Source organism: Comamonas sp. E6 (assembly GCF_001010305.1).
Classification (GTDB): domain Bacteria; phylum Pseudomonadota; class Gammaproteobacteria; order Burkholderiales; family Burkholderiaceae_C; genus Comamonas; species Comamonas thiooxydans.
The window spans coordinates 59,760-75,717 of record NZ_BBXH01000025.1 but is presented as its reverse complement, the minus strand read 5'-3'; the positions used below and the strand labels follow the sequence as shown (position 1 = coordinate 75,717).

Sequence of the window (15,958 nt, the reverse complement as noted above, 5' to 3'; positions counted from 1 at the left end):
AATAAGCGACCGTAAATTCGTCTCGTTGGTCCTGACGGTTCTGGGCCACTTGCCGAACTTGCAAATCAAGTTGATCGTGGCCGGGGACACGCGGCAGTGCCGGGCCAGGTGGGCTTGGGACTGCTTTAGCTGTACCAAGGTGGGATACAGGTTCAACTTCACGTACTCACTGCTCATAGGGTTGGGCTCCTCCTTCAGACGGCACGCAGGCCACCGGCAGCGCGAATCGGCTGATCCTGGTCGGCATGGGCCGGGTTCTTGAACTGCTCAATGAGAGCCTGCAGTTGGTCCTCAGGCACGCCATCCTTGAAGCGGCTGCGCATGAACTGGTTTTCTGCAGTGGTCAGGTTGCGGCCCAGCTCGGTGCGAATGCGCAGCATCACGGTCACCGCGCTCAGCAGCGCAGGCGCTGCAGGCTGGGCGTGGGCCGGGGTGGCGATATCCACACCAGGGCGCTGCAGATAGCTGGGCTGTTGCACTTCCTGCAGGTAGCTGTGCGACTTGATCTCCCCGCCGAAGGGCACCACCTTTTTCTGGCGTGCCTGGTCGGCGTCCTGGCCAGGGAAAGCCAGCTCGTCCATGGCCTTGCCAGACTTCTCGGCGGGCGTGTCGGCGTGGGACTTCATTTCCTCGCCAAACACTGCGGCAGATAGCGAGCGGCCGAAGGCGTCGAACTCCAGCTCAGGCTCTACGCGGTACACCAGAGGCTCGCCGTCATAGCGCGGCAGCTCAATCTGGATGGCCAGCTCGCCGTACACCAGGGGGCGCACCGCCACCATGTCGCCCACGTTCACGCCATCCATGCCCTTGAGGCTGTATGTCATGGAGCGGTCGGCCTTGGGATGCTTGAAGGTGATGCACTGGTGGCCATCCACCTTGCGCTCGGCCTCCTTGCCCGTCATCAGGGCCTGGCACACATCCACCGGGGGCAGCAGGCGCAGCTGGTCGGACTTGATCAACTGCCACAGGTCATAGCGCGCCATGGGCACCGTCAGACCGGTGCGGCGCAGACGGGTGTCCTGGCCGGGAATCAGGTTGGCGTTGTAGGACTCGCTCCAGGCCTGCGCGGCGTGGTTCAGGCCAGCTACATCGTCCACAGGCTCAAAGCGCAGGCGGCATTCAAACTGGGTCTCAACAATGTTGTTACCGCCTTCCACGCCGCCCTTGGCGCGGGCGTTGCCCGCCTCATGGGTGCGGCTCTCGCACTCCAGGCTGCGCAGCAGGCACTGGATCGCCGTCGCCATGTTCGCGCTGCCCTTGTCCCAGTACAGGTACTTGGGCACGCCATGAAACAGACGGCCTTCCTGCTGGCCCCAGGCATGCATCAGGAAGCTGAACATATTGGCTTGGCTCTCGCCTGCAGCCTCGCAGTACCAGACCTGGATCGCGCCGCTGGCCATGTCCCACAGCACGTAGCGCCAGACCTTGAACTTCACCTTGGCGAAGTTTTCCAGCTTGTTCTTGTAGAACTCGCGGTCCTCCATGATCTGCTGGCGGCCGTTCAGGTAGTACACCAGGCACAAGCTGGGGTCCACCTGGTGCACATGGTTCGGGTGTAGCGCACGCATTTGCTGCGCAGGAGCTGCCTGCTGCTGGGCTTCCACATTCAGGGCGCGGTCGCGCATCAGGCGGTTCAGGTGGGCGTTGCTCACACCAACCTCCAGGCCGTTGGCCTCCAGCACGCTGCGCGCCACAGGCGTCTTCATGGTCTGCTTGCCGTTGTCGCGCACGCTCTCGCGCTGCATCGTGGCTAGGGTCAGCAGCGCATCGCTGTCCACGCTGGTGCTGCCCTTGTCGGCGCGGGCCTTGCGGCCGCTTTCCCAGCCAGCCACCGCCTTCAGATGGCGATAGATGGTCTGCTTGCTCATGCCCAGAAACTGGCCAGCGTCGTCCAGCAACTGGCCTGCGCCGCCATGGGGGGCCGCATCCAGCTTGCGCGCCAGCTCCCGCAGGTAGTCACAAATCGCTGGTGTGAGTGCCATGGAATCGTCCTCCGCCATGACTTACTCAACTACTGCCTGGCCAACTTGGCCGGGGATCACGCCGGGCTGCATCACATAGGTATGAGCGGCTTGGATTTCGTGGCCGAAGCGGTCAAAGACCAGGTGCTGCAGGCTGCCAACTGCTGCTGCGATGCGCTCGGCGTTGTCGTGCAGCTTCTGCGCCAGGGCCACCAGCTCGGCGGGCATGGGGACAGCGTCTCCGGGCTCATAGCCTGGTTGCTTGACCATCTCGTCCATCCACCATTGGTCGATAGACTTAATCTGGCCGCTGATCTGCAGCAAGGCCTCAGAGGCTGCCTTTTGCACCTTGTCAACGTCTTCGCTGATCTCTTCCAGCCGCTCCGACAGCGGTGGCGGGGCCTTGGGGCCGCCAGCCTTGAGGGCTTTCTCGGCCTTTTCGGCGCGCTCGCGCTCCTTGGTTTGCTGCTCGCTGGCGTACTTGTGGTCCTGCTTGGACTGGCGCAAGGCCAAGCGCAGCTCCTTGACGGACATGGTCGCAATGTCGTCCAGCTTCAGTTCACCGCTTTCGCCAGTGAGTGCCAGCTCATCAATCTGCTCATCCTCCAGGACGAGCATTTCAAACAGCTTGGATTGGGAGTCGACCGACTTCAAAAGCGTCGACGTCGACGCTTTTGAAAACTTCACCGCCGACTGCATGAACTTCTGTGCAACTCGTGCCTCGACGCCCAAGACCTCCAAACGGGCCACAAAGCTGCCATGTAGGCAAGCTGCCTTGAGCGTTGCCAAACCACGGCCCACCTCCAGGCAAGCCTCCACGCTTCGACGCATGTTGGCAGCGATATCGCGCTGAATCAGGTCGGCGTCAATGCAGTCACCAGGGAGCTGGTAGCCAACCTGGAGGGCCACAGCCCGCACACGGGCTTGCATCTGCATGTCATCGATTGCCAAGGCGTCCTGGGCACCTTCGATTTGAGCTACCGCCTTGGGGCTCAGCACGATATCGGTCACGGGCTCTTGTGTTTTTGTTGCTGCACGGGGCATGGGTCATTTCTCCTGAATTAGTGGGAAGTCATGGACTGGCGGCGCTCGTCAAAGCGGCGCTGCGCCCGGTCAAATGAGTCAGCGACCTTGAAGGTCAGGCGGGTGAACTTCGATGTGGGGTAGAAGCGCTCTGTCTCCTCACATTTGCGGCACCAGCCGAAGGCGATCAGCGTCTTGGTAGCGCGGGTGATCACTACGGCCGTGGTCTTGCAGGCCTCAGCCAGGTCCTTGTTGGTGACGCCTTGCTCTGCGAAATCGCACAAGACCTCCATCACAAGCAACACAGGCTGGGCGCTCTTGGTAGTAGCGGGGGACATGCTCATGACCCAAACTCCAGTTCTGGCGCAATGAACTGGCCCACGTTGTGGTGCTGAAAAGCCACCTGCTCCAGGTGGCGCTGCAGCAACTCCATCAACGCAGCGGTGTCCACCTTGGTAGGGTCGGCGTAGAACGCAGCCAGTTGGGTCATGGCGTTGGAGCAGTCCGTGGTGATCTGCATCAGCTCTGCCTGGCTGGCCTTGTGGCCCTTGGGCATGGCGATGACCATCCGGCCTGATGAGGCAGCGAGCCACTCGCTCACAAAGTAGGCCCCGCACACCATCTCAAAGGTTGGGATCAGCACCGCAGGCATGCGGCCCTTGCTCAGCCAGCCATACAGCGTCTCCTCAGTCACATCGCCCATCAACTCGGCAATGCGGGGCACAGACAGCTGGCGCTTTTCCAGCGCAAAGTCCTTGCAAGCACGCATGGCATCACGCAAGTTGTTGGCACGAAAGCGTTTCCAGTTACGCGCAGCCATTGGAAGTACCTCCCAGAGCCTGGTTCAAAACAAAAATCTGCATAGAAGTCCGCGGCACGCTGACACTGGCCACCAGCAACAACCTGGAGCGAACCAATGGCCGAAAACGTCGAGACTTCCCTGCTTGAAAAACTGGTAGAGCGCGCTGTGCAAAAGCAACTGCAGCCGCTTCAAGACCAGCTTTGGGCGCACCACTGGGTGCTGACTGAGATGACGAGACAACTGCCGCGAGCAACGCTGCTTGCAACAGCCCAGCGACTGGAGCAGATGTGGCAACTGGAGCCACCCGAACAAAAGGAACGCCTGGAGGCAGTGCAGCTGCAGTGGCACCAGTACCTGTGCCAGCAAGGCGCTCTGATAGACGGAGATACGCCCCCACCACTGCGCCCTGGGCAGCCAGTTCCTGAACGTCAGCGAATGGCACTTTGATAGCCTGGCAGTGCGCCAGCCATGTATCGCTCAGGCGATAGAGCACCAAAACCTTGCCTGGTGAGGCCAAATCGGCCCGAGTTTTGCCTGTAATATCTTGTTGCGACATAACAGCCACTCAAGCAAAAACAGGCATGCGAGGAGCAGCTACCTGCTGCACTTCGCCATCCTTGATGCGCAACTGCACAGCGATGTTGTGCGAGGCACCACGAGCGCACTTGCGTACCGGGTTCTCGTCGTCATCGTTGACGATGGCTATCACTAGGTTCACGTTGTAGCCGTGGTGCGTAGCCCAGGCCGAGTACGACAGTCCCAGACGAGCAAACTCGGCGCGGACCTCAGAGCGTTTTTTGATTGGCATGTTGCGTCCCGGTTAGTGCGTACTAGTTGGCGCTAGTGCGCGTTTGTTTGAACTTGTGTGAACGAATGATAGCTCAGAATTCTGAGCCATGGAACATAAATGGATCAGAAAACTGGAATAGGTGAACGCCTGAAGGAAGAGCGCGAGCGCTTGGGCTTCTCCCAACCGGCTTTTGCGGCATTGACCGAGGCATCCAAAAGCTCTCAGGCCTCCTGGGAGAAAGAGACCGCCTATCCCAATGCAAAGGCTCTTGACGTGTGGGCGCGTGTGGGCGTCGATGTCGCCTACGTGGTGACCGGAAAGCCATCGGCCAGCGGCGAAACTCTGACCGCTGATGAGCGTGAATTGCTGGCGCTATTCCGTGCTGCGCCCCTGTCAGTCAAGGCAGCCGCAATCGGTGCCCTTCAAGGCGGATCTGTAGGTGCCAAAGGCCAGGTAATGAAAAACACCGGGTCAGGATCAGTGCAGATTGGCCATATCGGCGGCGACTACAGCCCCGAGCCAAAACCCGGCAGAAAAAGAGCCAAGTAACCAACAGCGCAGACTGCAGGGGAGACAAGGGTGAAGTTGAGGGAGATATTGCAGTGGCTTAGCAAGCTGCTGCCAAAGCAGAAGATGCAGGACCTTGGCGACGGTAATGTCCAAGCGGGGCGGGTTGACGGCGATCTAAACAGTACCCAGAACACGACAAATCAGACCATCTACAACATCGTCGTGGTGAGTGCTGAAAGTGCCCCTGCTGAAGAGATTCCCAAGGCCCCGCCTAGCTCTTTGGCAACGCCTAAACTTGCCCCAGCGACATTGCCCAAAAGGCCCACCGAGACAACCCCGTCTCAGCGCGACTTGCTACGGCTCATGGCCTTGAGTCCTGCTAATGAGGCGCGAGCAGTGGTTTTTATGCGGCGCGAGTTTTCGACCGACAGAGTCAAGAAGCTGACGACCTTTGAATGCCTTAGAACGACCCGTTATCTTGAGGCCTGCATTCAACGTGAAGCCACCCAAAGGGCATAGGAGAGAGTCAACAAGATGAGAAGCATCATTGCATTCACCCTGGCCTGCGCGCTTTCGGCGTGTGGCAGCGCCGAGTCAGGCCTTATTGGCAAAACACAGAAGGCCGTGCAAACGAAGCTCAAGGACCCAGACTCTGCGAAATTTGGGGAGGCCTTTGTCGTCACTCCTGAAGAGCAAAGCACTATCTATAGCGACCTAAGGCGGGTATGCGGCGACGTTTCTGCTAAAAATTCCTATGGCGCTTATGAGGGGCGAATCCGCTTTGTAGGCCTGCTTGGCAAAGCAGCAGGGAGTAAAGACCTAGAGCTGCTTTCCTTGGAGATTGAGCCTGCGCCCGGAAACAGCGTTTTCCAGATCGTGCATTGGGACGCAGACTGCAAGAGGCAGACCGCGAGCTGATCCTATACAGGGCCTAGCCATAGTGCCCTCGGCCAAAAGACCAATCCCGCTCTGACGTCCAGAGTGTGGGCTTTCAAACCCGAAAGTTCACACCGAGGACGTTCATGTCATCCACTTCTGCCCAAAGCCTCCGCCAATCCAAGCTGCCGCGCATGACCTCGTGGTGGTTGATTGCCGCGATCCTGTCCCTGGCCGTCTTTCTGATCGCACCACAGCAACTGCCGGTCAGCCTCTACAAGCTCAATCTGATCTCCCTGGCCGCCCTTGCTGGCTACTGGATTGATCGCGCCGTCTATCCCTATGCGCGCCCCAATCTGGACGCGCTACGCCTGCTGAGCCATCCCGGCACAGCTGAGCCTGCCGAATACAGCCCTGATCCAGCCTCTCCTGGCGAGTCATGCACGCTTGTGTCCTGGCCGGACGCTGCCCCTCTGTACTTCATGCTGGGCTGCATGCTCCGTCGTGCGCTCATCATTTCGGCCGCCATTCTCGCCATCAGCCTGGGCGGTTGAGCCATGCGCAGCCGTCATATCCGTGCAGCCATCCTGGTAGGCGTGGCGATGGTCTCGGCCGCACTGGGCTACTGCCGCAGCGCCCAGGCCCAGGTGCCAGCTGCAGCCCAGCCGCATAGGGCCTTGTTGGTGCGCACCGCCAATGCCACCTGGGGCCTGGGCGCTCCAGTGGCCGTCTTTGCCGCACAGGTGCACCAGGAGTCCGCCTGGAAGCCCGAGGCTGTCAGCCGCGTCGGTGCACGTGGCCTGGCCCAGTTCATGCCAACCACAGCCTCCTGGTGGTGCGAGCTGAACAAGCTGGCCCCGGCCGATTGTCAGCCTCACAACACCACCTGGGCATTGCGCGCCCTGGTCGGCTACGACAAATACCTCTACGACCGCACGCCGACTCACTACAGCGCTTACGACCGAATGTGGGTGGCCCTGCGCGGGTACAACGGCGGGCTTGGCCATTGGCAACGTGAAGCAGCGGTTTCCGGGGCCGCCCAGCCCACACGGCAGCAAGTGGATGCGGCTTGCGGCAAAGCCCGCCGCGCGGCCGTCCATTGCCGTGAAAACCTCGGCTACCCCCAGCGCATCCTGGTCGAGCTGCAGCCGCGCTATCTGAGCTGGGGGCCTGGCCTATGAAGCCCACAGCGCGCTATCTGCTGGTGGGCCTCTTGGTGGCCGCAGCTTACTGGGGCTTCGGCCTGTACCAGGACCATTTGATTGCTCAAGGTGATGCCCAGGGCGCAGACCGCGTGCAAAAAGCCTGGAACGACCAGGAACGCCTGCGCAGCCAGGTAACCGCTGCAGGCAACACCCTGCGCCAACGCAATGCCGAGAAAGTCGCCCATGACCACACCCAACGCGCAGCGGCCAGCCAGGCTGCTGCTGACTCTGCTGCCGCTTCTTTGCGCAGCCTGCGCGCAGAGCTTGCCCGCCTCAAATCGCGCACCAATCCCTACCCAGCTGGAGATGCCGGCCTTGCCGCCTGCGCTGGCGAAGCCGCCACCGCCCGAGAGCTATTCGGAGAAAGCGCAGAAGCGTATGTCGACCTGGCTGCAGAGGCTGACCAGCTCCGAGACCAGGTCGCAGGACTGCAGCAGTTCGCTGCCAGTGTCTGCCACGCAGGCCGTGCCCTGCAGCCCGCCGTAGGAGCTGCAGATTGACCGACTTCTTTGACCGTGCCCAGGCCCGTGAGCTGCAGTTGCGAGAGGACGCGCTGCGAGACCAGACGCGCCGCGCAGGTCTTGTGGGCAAGACCATGACCGACTCAGCCACCGAGTGCATCGACTGCGATGCCCAGATCCCCGAAGCCCGCCGCTGGGCAATGCCAGGTTGCCAGCGGTGTGTGAAGTGCCAGTCCACCTTTGAGCAGCAAAAACCATGAATTTTTCCGATATGACATTCAGCTCCGAGGCCGTGCGTTGGCTGGTCATGGCCGCGCTGGGCGTCTATTCCTGGTTCGTGGGCCGCCAAGCTGCCAGTGCGGCCGAGCTGCTGGACCTGCGCACCCGCATCACCACGCTGGAAGCCCAGATGAAACAGGTTCCCAGCCAGCAGCAACTGCACGAGCTGGGCACCAATCTGGCAAGGCTGGCGGGCTCTGTTGAAGCCGTCAGCCAGCGCATGGACCCCATGGCACGCGGGCTGGAGCGTGTCGAGAGCTATCTACTCCACAACTCGAAATAGAGCCAAGACATGAGCAACTACGCCCAAGTCCTTACCGAAGACCGCCGCCTGGTCATCCTGCGGGCGCTGGCCGAGCTGCCCTCGTACAAGAGCAATAGCTCCATCATCTGCACGCTGCTGGAGCGCTGGGGCCACTCGCCCAGCCGTGACCAGGTCAAGACCGATCTGCGCTGGCTGGAAGAGCAAGGGCTGCTCAAGGTTGAAGAAGTCGAGTCGGTGCTCCTGGCCACGCTGAGCGAGCGCGGCATGGATGTGGCCAAGGGCCGCGTCGTCCAGCCTGGCGTCAAGCGCCCCGGAGCCTGATATGGGCCGCAAGTCTTCTGTATCGCGCCTAGACCCCGAGGCCCGCAAGTTCCTCGAAAAGCTCATCCGCGATGATCGCCACACCCTGGACGAGCTGCTGGACGCAATGCGCGCCAAGTACCCCGCAGCCGACATCAGCCGCAGCGGCATCCACCGTTACCGCGTTGGCTTCGACGAAATGATGGGCCGCATGCGTGAGATTGAGACGGCCTCGGCCGCTCTGGTGGACGAGCTGGGCGAAGGCGTGGGCGACAAGGCCGGGGCGCTCTTGGCCCAGGCCGTGACCACGCTGGCCACGAATGCGGCGTTGAACGCGCATGGCAACGAAAAGGTCAGCATCAAGGAAGTGTCCGAGCTGGCCCGCGCTGCCCGTGCCGCCATGCAGGCCCGCACCATGAGCCTGAAAGAGCGCGAGGCCATTGAAGAGCATGCCCGCCGCAGGCTCCTCGAGGAGCAGCAAGGCAACCTGGAAAAGATCGCCAAGACCCAAGGCATGAGCCAGGATCAGGTGGACTTCTGGGTCAAGGAATTCCTGGGGGTGCGCTGATGGCCTCTATTGTCCAGCCCTTGAGCAGCACTGTCCGCATTGTCGAGTGGGACGAGCTGCCCGCCCGTGTGCGCGAGATTCCGGCCGGTTTCAACCCGCTGGACGAAGGCGTGCTGATGGCCCACCAGCGCGAGGTGGTGAAGCTGCAGCGCTCTATCGTGGCCGTCCCCAAGGGCCGCCGCACAGGCATCACTTTCGCGGTCATGCTGCGCAAGACCCTGGTGGCTGCTGCCAGCAAGGTGGCGGGCGGCGACAACGTCTACTACATCGGTGACACCCGCGAAAAGGGCCTGGAGGCGATTGGCTATGTGGCCAAGTTTGCCCAGATCATTGCCCGCGCTCAGGGCTCCGTGTCGGATATTGAAGAGTTCCTGTTTGAAGACCAGGACCCCGAAACCGGCAAGACCAAACACATCACGGCCTACCGCATCCGCTTTGCCAGCGGGTTCCAGGTTTGTGCGCTGTCCAGCCGTCCAGCCAACATCCGGGGCCTGCAGGGCCATGTGGTCATTGATGAAGCCGCATTCCACCCGGACGTCCAGGGCGTGCTGGACGCCGCGACTGCTCTGCTGATCTGGGGCGGCCAGATCACGGTCATCAGCTCGCACAACGGCAAGAACAACCCGTTTGCACAGTTCTGCCGCGACATCGAGGCCGGACGCTATGGCGAAGACGCCGCAGTGTTCACGGTCACGTTTGACGATGCCGTGGCCAATGGGCTTTATGAGCGCGTGTGCTGGATGAAGGGTGAAGAAGCCACGGCCGAGGGCAAGAAGAAGTGGTACGCCAAGATTCGCAACGGGTATGGCGTGCGCAAGGCCGCCATGCGCGAGGAGCTGGACGCCACCCCGCGCGACGGCAGTGGAGTGTGCCTGCCAGGCGTGTGGATTGACCGCGCTCAGGTGTTGCCCGAGGCCACGGTGGTGCGCCTGGCGCTTGATGATGACTTTGTGACCAAGCCTCCTGCTGAGCGTGAAGCCTGGGTAGCTGACTGGATTGCCCGCGTGCTGGACCCCGTGTTGGGCGAACTGGACCCAAGCGTGCGCCATGTGTTTTCCCAAGACTATGCGCGCCACCGCGATTTCTCGGTCTGGGGCGGCCACGCGCTCACGCTGGGACTGCGCCGACAAACACGCTTGGGCATTGAGATGCACAAGGTGCCCTATGCCCAGCAAAAGCAAATCATCTTTCACGCTATCCGCCGCCTGCCCAACCGCTGCGGCGGGGCTATGGACGCTACAGGCCCTGGCCAGGCGCTGGCCGAAGAAGCCGCCGACGAGTTTGGCCACAGCCATGTGCATCAGGTCATCCTCAACCGCGCCTGGTACAGCATGTGGATGCCCAAGTTCATCCAGGGCTTTGAAGACGGCCTGACCGATCTGCCAATGGACGCCAACTGGGCGATGGACTTGCGCGCCATTGAAGAGGTCGACGGCGTGCCCATGGTGACCAAGCTGCGCCGCAAGGACTTGAAAGACCCGGAGCTGCAGCGCCACGGGGACAGCGCAGTGATGCTGGCCCTCGGCTGGTATGCCTCGGTCAACCTGAACGCGCCCATCGACTACATCGCCGTACCAACGCACCCCAGAGGCTTCGATAACCTGCAGGCCGGTGGCATGCGCGAAGACCTGGACTTCCCGCTCATCGAGCACGAGGCCTGGTGATGCAAAACCGCCAAGCCCGAAAACGGCGATTTGAGCGATTTTTAGCCGGTGGACATGCAATGCCCCCGGCTTGCTGCATCCGGGGCCTCTGCGGCGTTTATAAACGCCTCCCCGCCTCGTGCTGCTGCAGCTCACCCAATGCAAAAACACAAAGCGAGGTGCCGCCATGGCAAAAAGCATGATTCTGGGCGCTGACGGCCAGCCCATTGACCTGGCCAGCGTGAACACACCGCAGACCTCTCAGCTGGGCCATCTGCAGCGCGAACTGCAAAGCCACCCGACCCGAGGCCTCACGCCTTCCAAGCTGGCCGCCATCCTGGACGCAGCCGAGCAAGGCGACCTCACGGCCCAGTTCGACCTGTTTGAGGACATGGAGGAAAAGGACGGCCACATTGCCAGCGAGATGGGCAAGCGCCGCCGCGCCCTGATTCTGGACTGGGAGATCACCGCCCCCGACAACGCCAGTACCCTGGAAAAGCGCAACACCGAGCAACTGGGCGAGCTGGTGCAGTCCATCCCCGACTTTGAAGACGTGATCTTTGATGCGACCGACGCCATCGGAAAAGGCTTTGCATGCCTTGAAACCGAATGGCACCGGGTGGAAGGCTTCTGGCTACCAAAGACGTTGACGCATCGCCCCCAGTCCTGGTTCCAGCTGCATCGTGGCTACCGGCAGGAGCTGCGCCTGCGCTCCAACACCGCAGACGCCGACGGCATCCAGGGCGAGGCCCTCAGGCCTTTTGGCTGGGTCACCCACATCCACAAGGCCAAAAGCGGCTACCTGGAGCGCACGGCGCTGTTCCGCCAGCTGGTCTGGACCTATCTTTTCAAGAACTACAGCGTGGGCGACCTGGCCGAGTTTCTGGAGATCTACGGCATCCCCGTGCGCCTGGGCAAGTACCCGCCCAATGCCAGTGAGCGCGAGAAGGCCACGCTGCTGCGTGCCCTGGTGGGCATTGGCCACAACGCGGCCGGGATCATCCCCGAGGGCATGCTGATTGACTTCAAGGACGCTGCCACCGGCGACCCCAAGGCCTTTGAGCTGATGATCAGCTGGTGCGAGCGCAACCAGTCCAAGGTCATCCTGGGCGGCACGCTGACCAGCGGCGCAGATGGCGCGGCCAGCACCAATGCCCTGGGCAATGTGCACAACGAAGTGCGCAAGGATCTGCGGGACGGCGATATCCGCCAGCTCAACGCCACGATCACCCGCGACCTGGTCTATGCCATTGCGGCTATGAACGGCCTGGCACCCGATGGCATCAAGCGCTGCCCACGCTTCGGGCTGATCACGGGCGAGACTGAAGACATCCAGGTGCTGTCGGAAGCGCTGCCCAAGCTGGTGGGTATCGGTGTGCAGGTTCCGCAGGATTGGGCCAATCAGAAGCTGGGTATCCCGATGCCCCAACCCGGACAGGTGGTGCTCGGCGTGACGCCCGTGGTCCAGACAGCCCCCACGGGCACGGCGGCTCTGACCGCTGTTATGCCTGCCCCTCCTGCTCAGCCTCTGACCGTGAGCCAGACCATGCAGCCGCAGCTGGCCAACAACGTGCAGCAAGCCACCAGCCCCTGGTTTGCGCAAATTCGCAAACTGGTCGAGTCGGCTACCAGCCTGGAGCAGATCCGCGACGGGCTAGAGCAACTCATCCCCAACATGACGCTGGACCAGTTCGCCCTGGCCATGGGCGAGGCCATGGCGGCCGCGCGCCTGGCCGGGCGCTATGAGGTGTTGCAGGAAGCAGGAGCCCTCTGATGGCCAGCGCCGCGTTTGGGGCCTTGCCCTTCAGAGAGCAGATCGGCTTTTTTCAGCGCAAGCTGAACCTGCCGACTACGGCCTGGACGGACATCTACACCCAGGAGCATGACTATGCGTTTGTGGTGGCGGGTGCCAACCGTGACGCCATCGTCTCCGATTTCCGCGCGGCCGTGGAAAAGGCCATCGTGGACGGCACCACGCTGGAAGAGTTTCGCCGCGACTTTGACCGCATCGTGGCCAAGCACGGCTGGGACTACAACGGCGGCCGCAACTGGCGCAGCCGCGTCATCTACGACACCAACCTCTCCACCAGCTATGCAGCGGGCCGCTGGGAGCAATTGCAGCACGCCCCGTACTGGCAGTACCAGCACGCGGACTGGGTGGAACATCCGCGCCCCTTGCACCTGTCCTGGAATGGCTTGGTCCTGGCCAAGGACGATCCGTTCTGGCAAACCCACTTCCCGCCCAATGGCTGGGGCTGCCAGTGCAGCGTCAAAGGCTTGTGGAGCCGTGACCTGGAAAAGCTGGGTAAAACCGGGCCTGACCAGGCCCCCGAGGTCAAGTATGCGGAGCACATCATTGGTGTGCGCAGCCCCAATGGTCCCCGCGCGGTCAAAGTGCCAGAGGGCATCGACCCCGGCTTTGAGTACGCGCCAGGCAATGCCCGCCTGCGCAGCGCCATCCCGCCAGAGAGGCCAGATCCTCCCGTGCCTGGCAGCGCAGGCGGCCACGGCCTGCCCAACCAGCGCCCAGACTGGCCACTACCCGCTGCGCGCCCGTTCGCTGCTGCGGACTTGCTGCCTGCGGGTCTCCCTGCCGAAGACTACGCACGCGCCTACCTGGCCAAGTTTGGAGCCACGCTCACCCAGCCTGCCGTCTACCAGGACGTGATCGGTGAGCGCCTGGCGGTAGGCGCAGAGCTGTTTACCGATGCCAAAGGCAACATCAAGGCCACCAAGCGCGGCCGCGAGGTCTTCATGCCCTTGCTGGCCCAGGCCCTGCAGGACCCTGACGAAATCTGGGTGCGCCTTGAGTGGATGCACGCCCTGCAAAAGGCCGTGGTACGCCGCCGCTACATCGCAAGGTTTCAGGTGGAAGGCGAAGAAACACCCGCATTGGCCGTGTTTGAGGTCGGCAGCGATGGCTGGGCTGGTGTGACCACATTCCCCGGCACAGGGCAAAGTGAGGCTGACTGGCGTGTGGGGGTGAACCTATATCGCCGTCTGCAGGACGACCAGGAATAAAAAAGGCCAGCGGAGCGCTCTCCGGCTGGCCGTATCACGCAGGGTCGGTGGACAGAGGCGCTGCCTTCTACGTGACGAACCCATTCTACGATGACTGCCAGGAAGCACCATGGCCACCCTTACCGGCGCAAGCATTACCGTCACAGCCAGCGATGACCAACTGCTGCGCAATCTGCAGGACTTGGCAGAAAGCCCAGACACGACGCCGCTGATGTACCGCATGGGGGAGTACTTCCAGGGCAGCACCCAACAGCGATTCACCACCCAGACAGACCCACAAGGCGTAGCCTGGAAGCCTTTGTCGCCTGGCTACATCAAGCGCAAAAAGAAGAACACCAGCCTGATCCTGACGCTCAACGCTTATCTACGGCGCTACATCCTCGCCCAAGTGCTGACCGCTGATACCGTGGCTTGGGGCAGCAACCGCGTGTATGCAGCCATCCACAATGCGGGTGGCAATGGGAGCGGCATCAATGGCAATATGCCGCAGCGACAGTTCCTGGGCGTGTCCGACGAGGACAATGCCGAAGTCTTGGCCATCGTCCAGGACTGGCTGCACCGAAAAATGAACGGTCTCCCCGACTGATCCCCCAGCGAGGGCACATCTTGTGCCCTCGGCCAAAAGACCGCGAAGCCCCGCCCGCAGACCATGGCGGGCATGCCTTCCAAAACCGCTCGCCTCGCTGTCCTGACCGCTGCCGCCCTCGGTGCCGCTGTGGCTGCCTGCAGCTTCACGCTCGGTGACATCAGCACACAGCAGGCCAATGCCAATGGCCGCTACTGGATACAGCTGACACCAGGCCAGGACTTCACTCCCAGCGACGGCCGCGCCATGGATGTCCCGGCTTGGCGCATCAATGCAGCCATCGCTACTCAGGTCATTGGCCGATTCGACGCGACTCAGCCTCCCGTCATCGACTACGAGCACCAGACCCTGCACAAGGAAGCAAACGGTCAGCCCGCACCTGCTGCTGGCTGGATTCATGGGCTGCGCTGGGCCGAGGGCTCTGGCCTGTTTGCCGAAGTTGAGTTCACCGCCCGCGCCCTGCAAGCCATTGCCTCTGGTGAGTACCGCTACTTCAGCCCCGTGTTCCTGTATGCGGAAGGCACGGGCGAGGTGCTCAAAGTGACCATGGGTGCGCTCACGAACCACCCAGCCATCCACGGAATGCAGGCGCTGAACGCCATGCAGGCCGCCGCATCGGCGCAGTTTTCCACCACCACAGCACCTACCGAGGAACCCATGCTCCTACTCAAAGCCCTCCTGGCCGTTCTCGGCCTGCCCGACAGCACCACCGAACAGGCCGCTCTGACGGCCGTGCAAACCCACAAGGACGTGGCCGAGGCCGCCCGCACGGCCCTGGTTCTGAAGGCCGAAGACGGTGCCACCGCCGTCGCGGCCGCCTGCAGCGCACTGACAGCCAAGGCCCCCGACCCCGCTAAGTTTGTGCCAGTCGAAACGGTCACCGCCATGCAAGGCCAGTTGGCCGCGCTGACGGCGCAAGCCCATGCCACAGAGGTCGACAAGCTGATCCAGCCCGCGCTGGCCGATGGCCGTCTGCTGCCCGCCATGGAGCCTTGGGCACGCGATCTGGGCAAAACCAATATGGCCGCACTGACCGCCTACCTGCAGACAGCCCAGCCCGTCGCAGCGCTCACCAGCACCCAGACCGGGGGCAAGGCTCCTGCAGCACTGGCCACCGGCGCACACGGTCTCAGCCAGGACGAGCTGGCGGCGTGCAGCGCTATGGGCGTTGATCCCGAAGCCTTTGCCAAGACCAAGGCCGAGTCCTGAACTCGCGCCATCCCTGACCAACAACGCTGAGGACCAACATGCCTAGCCTGACCGCAGACCGTAACACGCCACGCCGTGGCACCCCCTTCATGGTGGCAGACACCGTCGCCGCCGCAATCATGGCCGGAGCCATGTACACGCTGGACGCCACAGGCGCGGCCAAGCCCTCCGTGGCGGCCGACAAGAAGCCGGTGCGCGCCGTCTGTGTGGAGCGTGTCGAAGCCGGCGCCGACCTGGTCAAGGGCGAGCGGGCCGTCTTCTGCTTCGAAAACAGCGCGGGGGCGGGTGAGATCAAGCGCCCCGACATTGGGAGCAATGCCTTTGTGGCCGACGACCACACCGTATCCAAGACCGGCAGCTGCATTGCAGGCGAGATCGTCGATATCGACGACTTTGGCGTGTGGGTGGCCATCGGCACCGCAGCCGTACCCACCACGGCCTAAGCCCACCCGCAGGCCA

The 15,958-nt window shown here is 62.4% G+C and carries 21 protein-coding genes; 15 read left to right on the top strand and 6 right to left on the bottom strand.

All coding sequences use genetic code 11. The features are described from left to right. Positions 1 to 194 precede the first annotated feature (194 nt). The 6 genes from CSE6_RS20930 to CSE6_RS20905 are packed head-to-tail and all read right to left on the bottom strand — an operon-like array spanning position 195 to position 4,594. Complete coding sequence (locus CSE6_RS20930; protein ID WP_238585754.1) at positions 195 to 2,000, bottom strand: integrase; 1,806 nt, start codon at positions 1,998 to 2,000, stop codon at positions 195 to 197. 3 nt (positions 2,001 to 2,003) lie between these two features. After that, positions 2,004 to 3,005 (bottom strand): hypothetical protein, encoded by a 1,002-nt coding sequence (locus tag CSE6_RS20925; protein ID WP_059441383.1) that lies wholly within the window; start codon positions 3,003 to 3,005, stop codon positions 2,004 to 2,006. A 17-nt stretch (positions 3,006 to 3,022) separates the two neighbouring features. After that, a complete protein-coding gene (locus CSE6_RS20920) occupies positions 3,023 to 3,328 on the bottom strand; it encodes a hypothetical protein (protein WP_059441382.1) in 306 nt (101 codons plus the stop codon). Beyond that, complete coding sequence (locus CSE6_RS20915; RefSeq protein WP_059441381.1) at positions 3,325 to 3,804, bottom strand: hypothetical protein; 480 nt, start codon at positions 3,802 to 3,804, stop codon at positions 3,325 to 3,327. The genes CSE6_RS20920 and CSE6_RS20915 overlap by 4 nt, the downstream gene beginning before the upstream one ends. Continuing rightward, positions 3,791 to 4,342, bottom strand: a complete 552-nt coding sequence (locus CSE6_RS20910; RefSeq protein ID WP_152668617.1) for a hypothetical protein — start codon at positions 4,340 to 4,342, stop codon at positions 3,791 to 3,793. Before CSE6_RS20910 ends, CSE6_RS20915 begins: the two co-directional genes overlap by 14 nt. Before the next feature lie 9 nt (positions 4,343 to 4,351). Continuing rightward, complete coding sequence (locus tag CSE6_RS20905; protein WP_059441379.1) at positions 4,352 to 4,594, bottom strand: hypothetical protein; 243 nt, start codon at positions 4,592 to 4,594, stop codon at positions 4,352 to 4,354. Positions 4,595 to 4,693: 99 nt separating this feature from the next. On the opposite strand from CSE6_RS20905, the gene CSE6_RS20900 reads away from it, so the two are divergent. The 15 genes from CSE6_RS20900 (at position 4,694) to CSE6_RS20830 (ending at position 15,942) form a co-directional block, all read left to right on the top strand. Next, a complete protein-coding gene (locus tag CSE6_RS20900) occupies positions 4,694 to 5,125 on the top strand; it encodes a helix-turn-helix domain-containing protein (RefSeq protein WP_059441378.1) in 432 nt (143 codons plus the stop codon). Between the two features lie 495 nt (positions 5,126 to 5,620). Then, positions 5,621 to 6,004: a hypothetical protein gene (locus CSE6_RS20895; RefSeq protein ID WP_059441376.1), complete on the top strand. Its 384-nt coding sequence runs from the start codon at positions 5,621 to 5,623 to the stop codon at positions 6,002 to 6,004. A gap of 104 nt (positions 6,005 to 6,108) precedes the next feature. Next, on the top strand, positions 6,109 to 6,516 hold the full coding sequence (locus CSE6_RS20890; RefSeq protein ID WP_059441375.1) for a putative holin: 408 nt from the start codon (positions 6,109 to 6,111) through the stop codon (positions 6,514 to 6,516). Positions 6,517 to 6,519: 3 nt separating this feature from the next. Further along, the gene (locus CSE6_RS20885) at positions 6,520 to 7,143 is read left to right on the top strand and encodes a transglycosylase SLT domain-containing protein (RefSeq protein WP_059441374.1); all 624 of its coding nucleotides are present in this window, start codon (positions 6,520 to 6,522) and stop codon (positions 7,141 to 7,143) included. Beyond that, positions 7,140 to 7,667, top strand: a complete 528-nt coding sequence (locus CSE6_RS20880) for a DUF2514 family protein (protein ID WP_059441373.1) — start codon at positions 7,140 to 7,142, stop codon at positions 7,665 to 7,667. Before CSE6_RS20885 ends, CSE6_RS20880 begins: the two co-directional genes overlap by 4 nt. Continuing rightward, the gene (locus CSE6_RS20875) at positions 7,664 to 7,888 is read left to right on the top strand and encodes a TraR/DksA family transcriptional regulator (RefSeq protein ID WP_059441372.1); all 225 of its coding nucleotides are present in this window, start codon (positions 7,664 to 7,666) and stop codon (positions 7,886 to 7,888) included. The genes CSE6_RS20880 and CSE6_RS20875 overlap by 4 nt, the downstream gene beginning before the upstream one ends. Then, positions 7,885 to 8,190 (top strand): DUF2730 family protein, encoded by a 306-nt coding sequence (locus tag CSE6_RS20870; protein WP_059441371.1) that lies wholly within the window; start codon positions 7,885 to 7,887, stop codon positions 8,188 to 8,190. Before CSE6_RS20875 ends, CSE6_RS20870 begins: the two co-directional genes overlap by 4 nt. Positions 8,191 to 8,199: 9 nt before the next feature. Then, entirely contained in the window at positions 8,200 to 8,493 is a 294-nt protein-coding gene (locus CSE6_RS20865) for a hypothetical protein (RefSeq protein WP_059441370.1), read from the top strand. 1 nt (position 8,494) lies between these two features. Continuing rightward, positions 8,495 to 9,040, top strand: a complete 546-nt coding sequence (locus CSE6_RS20860) for a phage protein Gp27 family protein (RefSeq protein WP_059441369.1) — start codon at positions 8,495 to 8,497, stop codon at positions 9,038 to 9,040. After that, entirely contained in the window at positions 9,040 to 10,704 is a 1,665-nt protein-coding gene (locus CSE6_RS20855; RefSeq protein ID WP_059441368.1) for a hypothetical protein, read from the top strand. Before CSE6_RS20860 ends, CSE6_RS20855 begins: the two co-directional genes overlap by 1 nt. Before the next feature lie 166 nt (positions 10,705 to 10,870). Continuing rightward, a complete protein-coding gene (locus CSE6_RS20850) occupies positions 10,871 to 12,457 on the top strand; it encodes a DUF935 domain-containing protein (protein WP_059441402.1) in 1,587 nt (528 codons plus the stop codon). After that, entirely contained in the window at positions 12,457 to 13,704 is a 1,248-nt protein-coding gene (locus CSE6_RS20845; RefSeq protein WP_059441367.1) for a PBECR2 nuclease fold domain-containing protein, read from the top strand. Before CSE6_RS20850 ends, CSE6_RS20845 begins: the two co-directional genes overlap by 1 nt. A 109-nt stretch (positions 13,705 to 13,813) precedes the next feature. Then, complete coding sequence (locus CSE6_RS20840) at positions 13,814 to 14,290, top strand: phage virion morphogenesis protein (RefSeq protein WP_059441366.1); 477 nt, start codon at positions 13,814 to 13,816, stop codon at positions 14,288 to 14,290. Positions 14,291 to 14,362: 72 nt separating this feature from the next. Next, positions 14,363 to 15,499 carry a phage protease gene (locus CSE6_RS20835; protein WP_059441401.1) on the top strand — a complete coding sequence of 379 codons (1,137 nt, stop codon included), beginning with the start codon at positions 14,363 to 14,365 and terminating at the stop codon, positions 15,497 to 15,499. Between the two features lie 38 nt (positions 15,500 to 15,537). Then, positions 15,538 to 15,942 (top strand): hypothetical protein, encoded by a 405-nt coding sequence (locus CSE6_RS20830; protein ID WP_083994776.1) that lies wholly within the window; start codon positions 15,538 to 15,540, stop codon positions 15,940 to 15,942. Positions 15,943 to 15,958 lie beyond the last annotated feature (16 nt).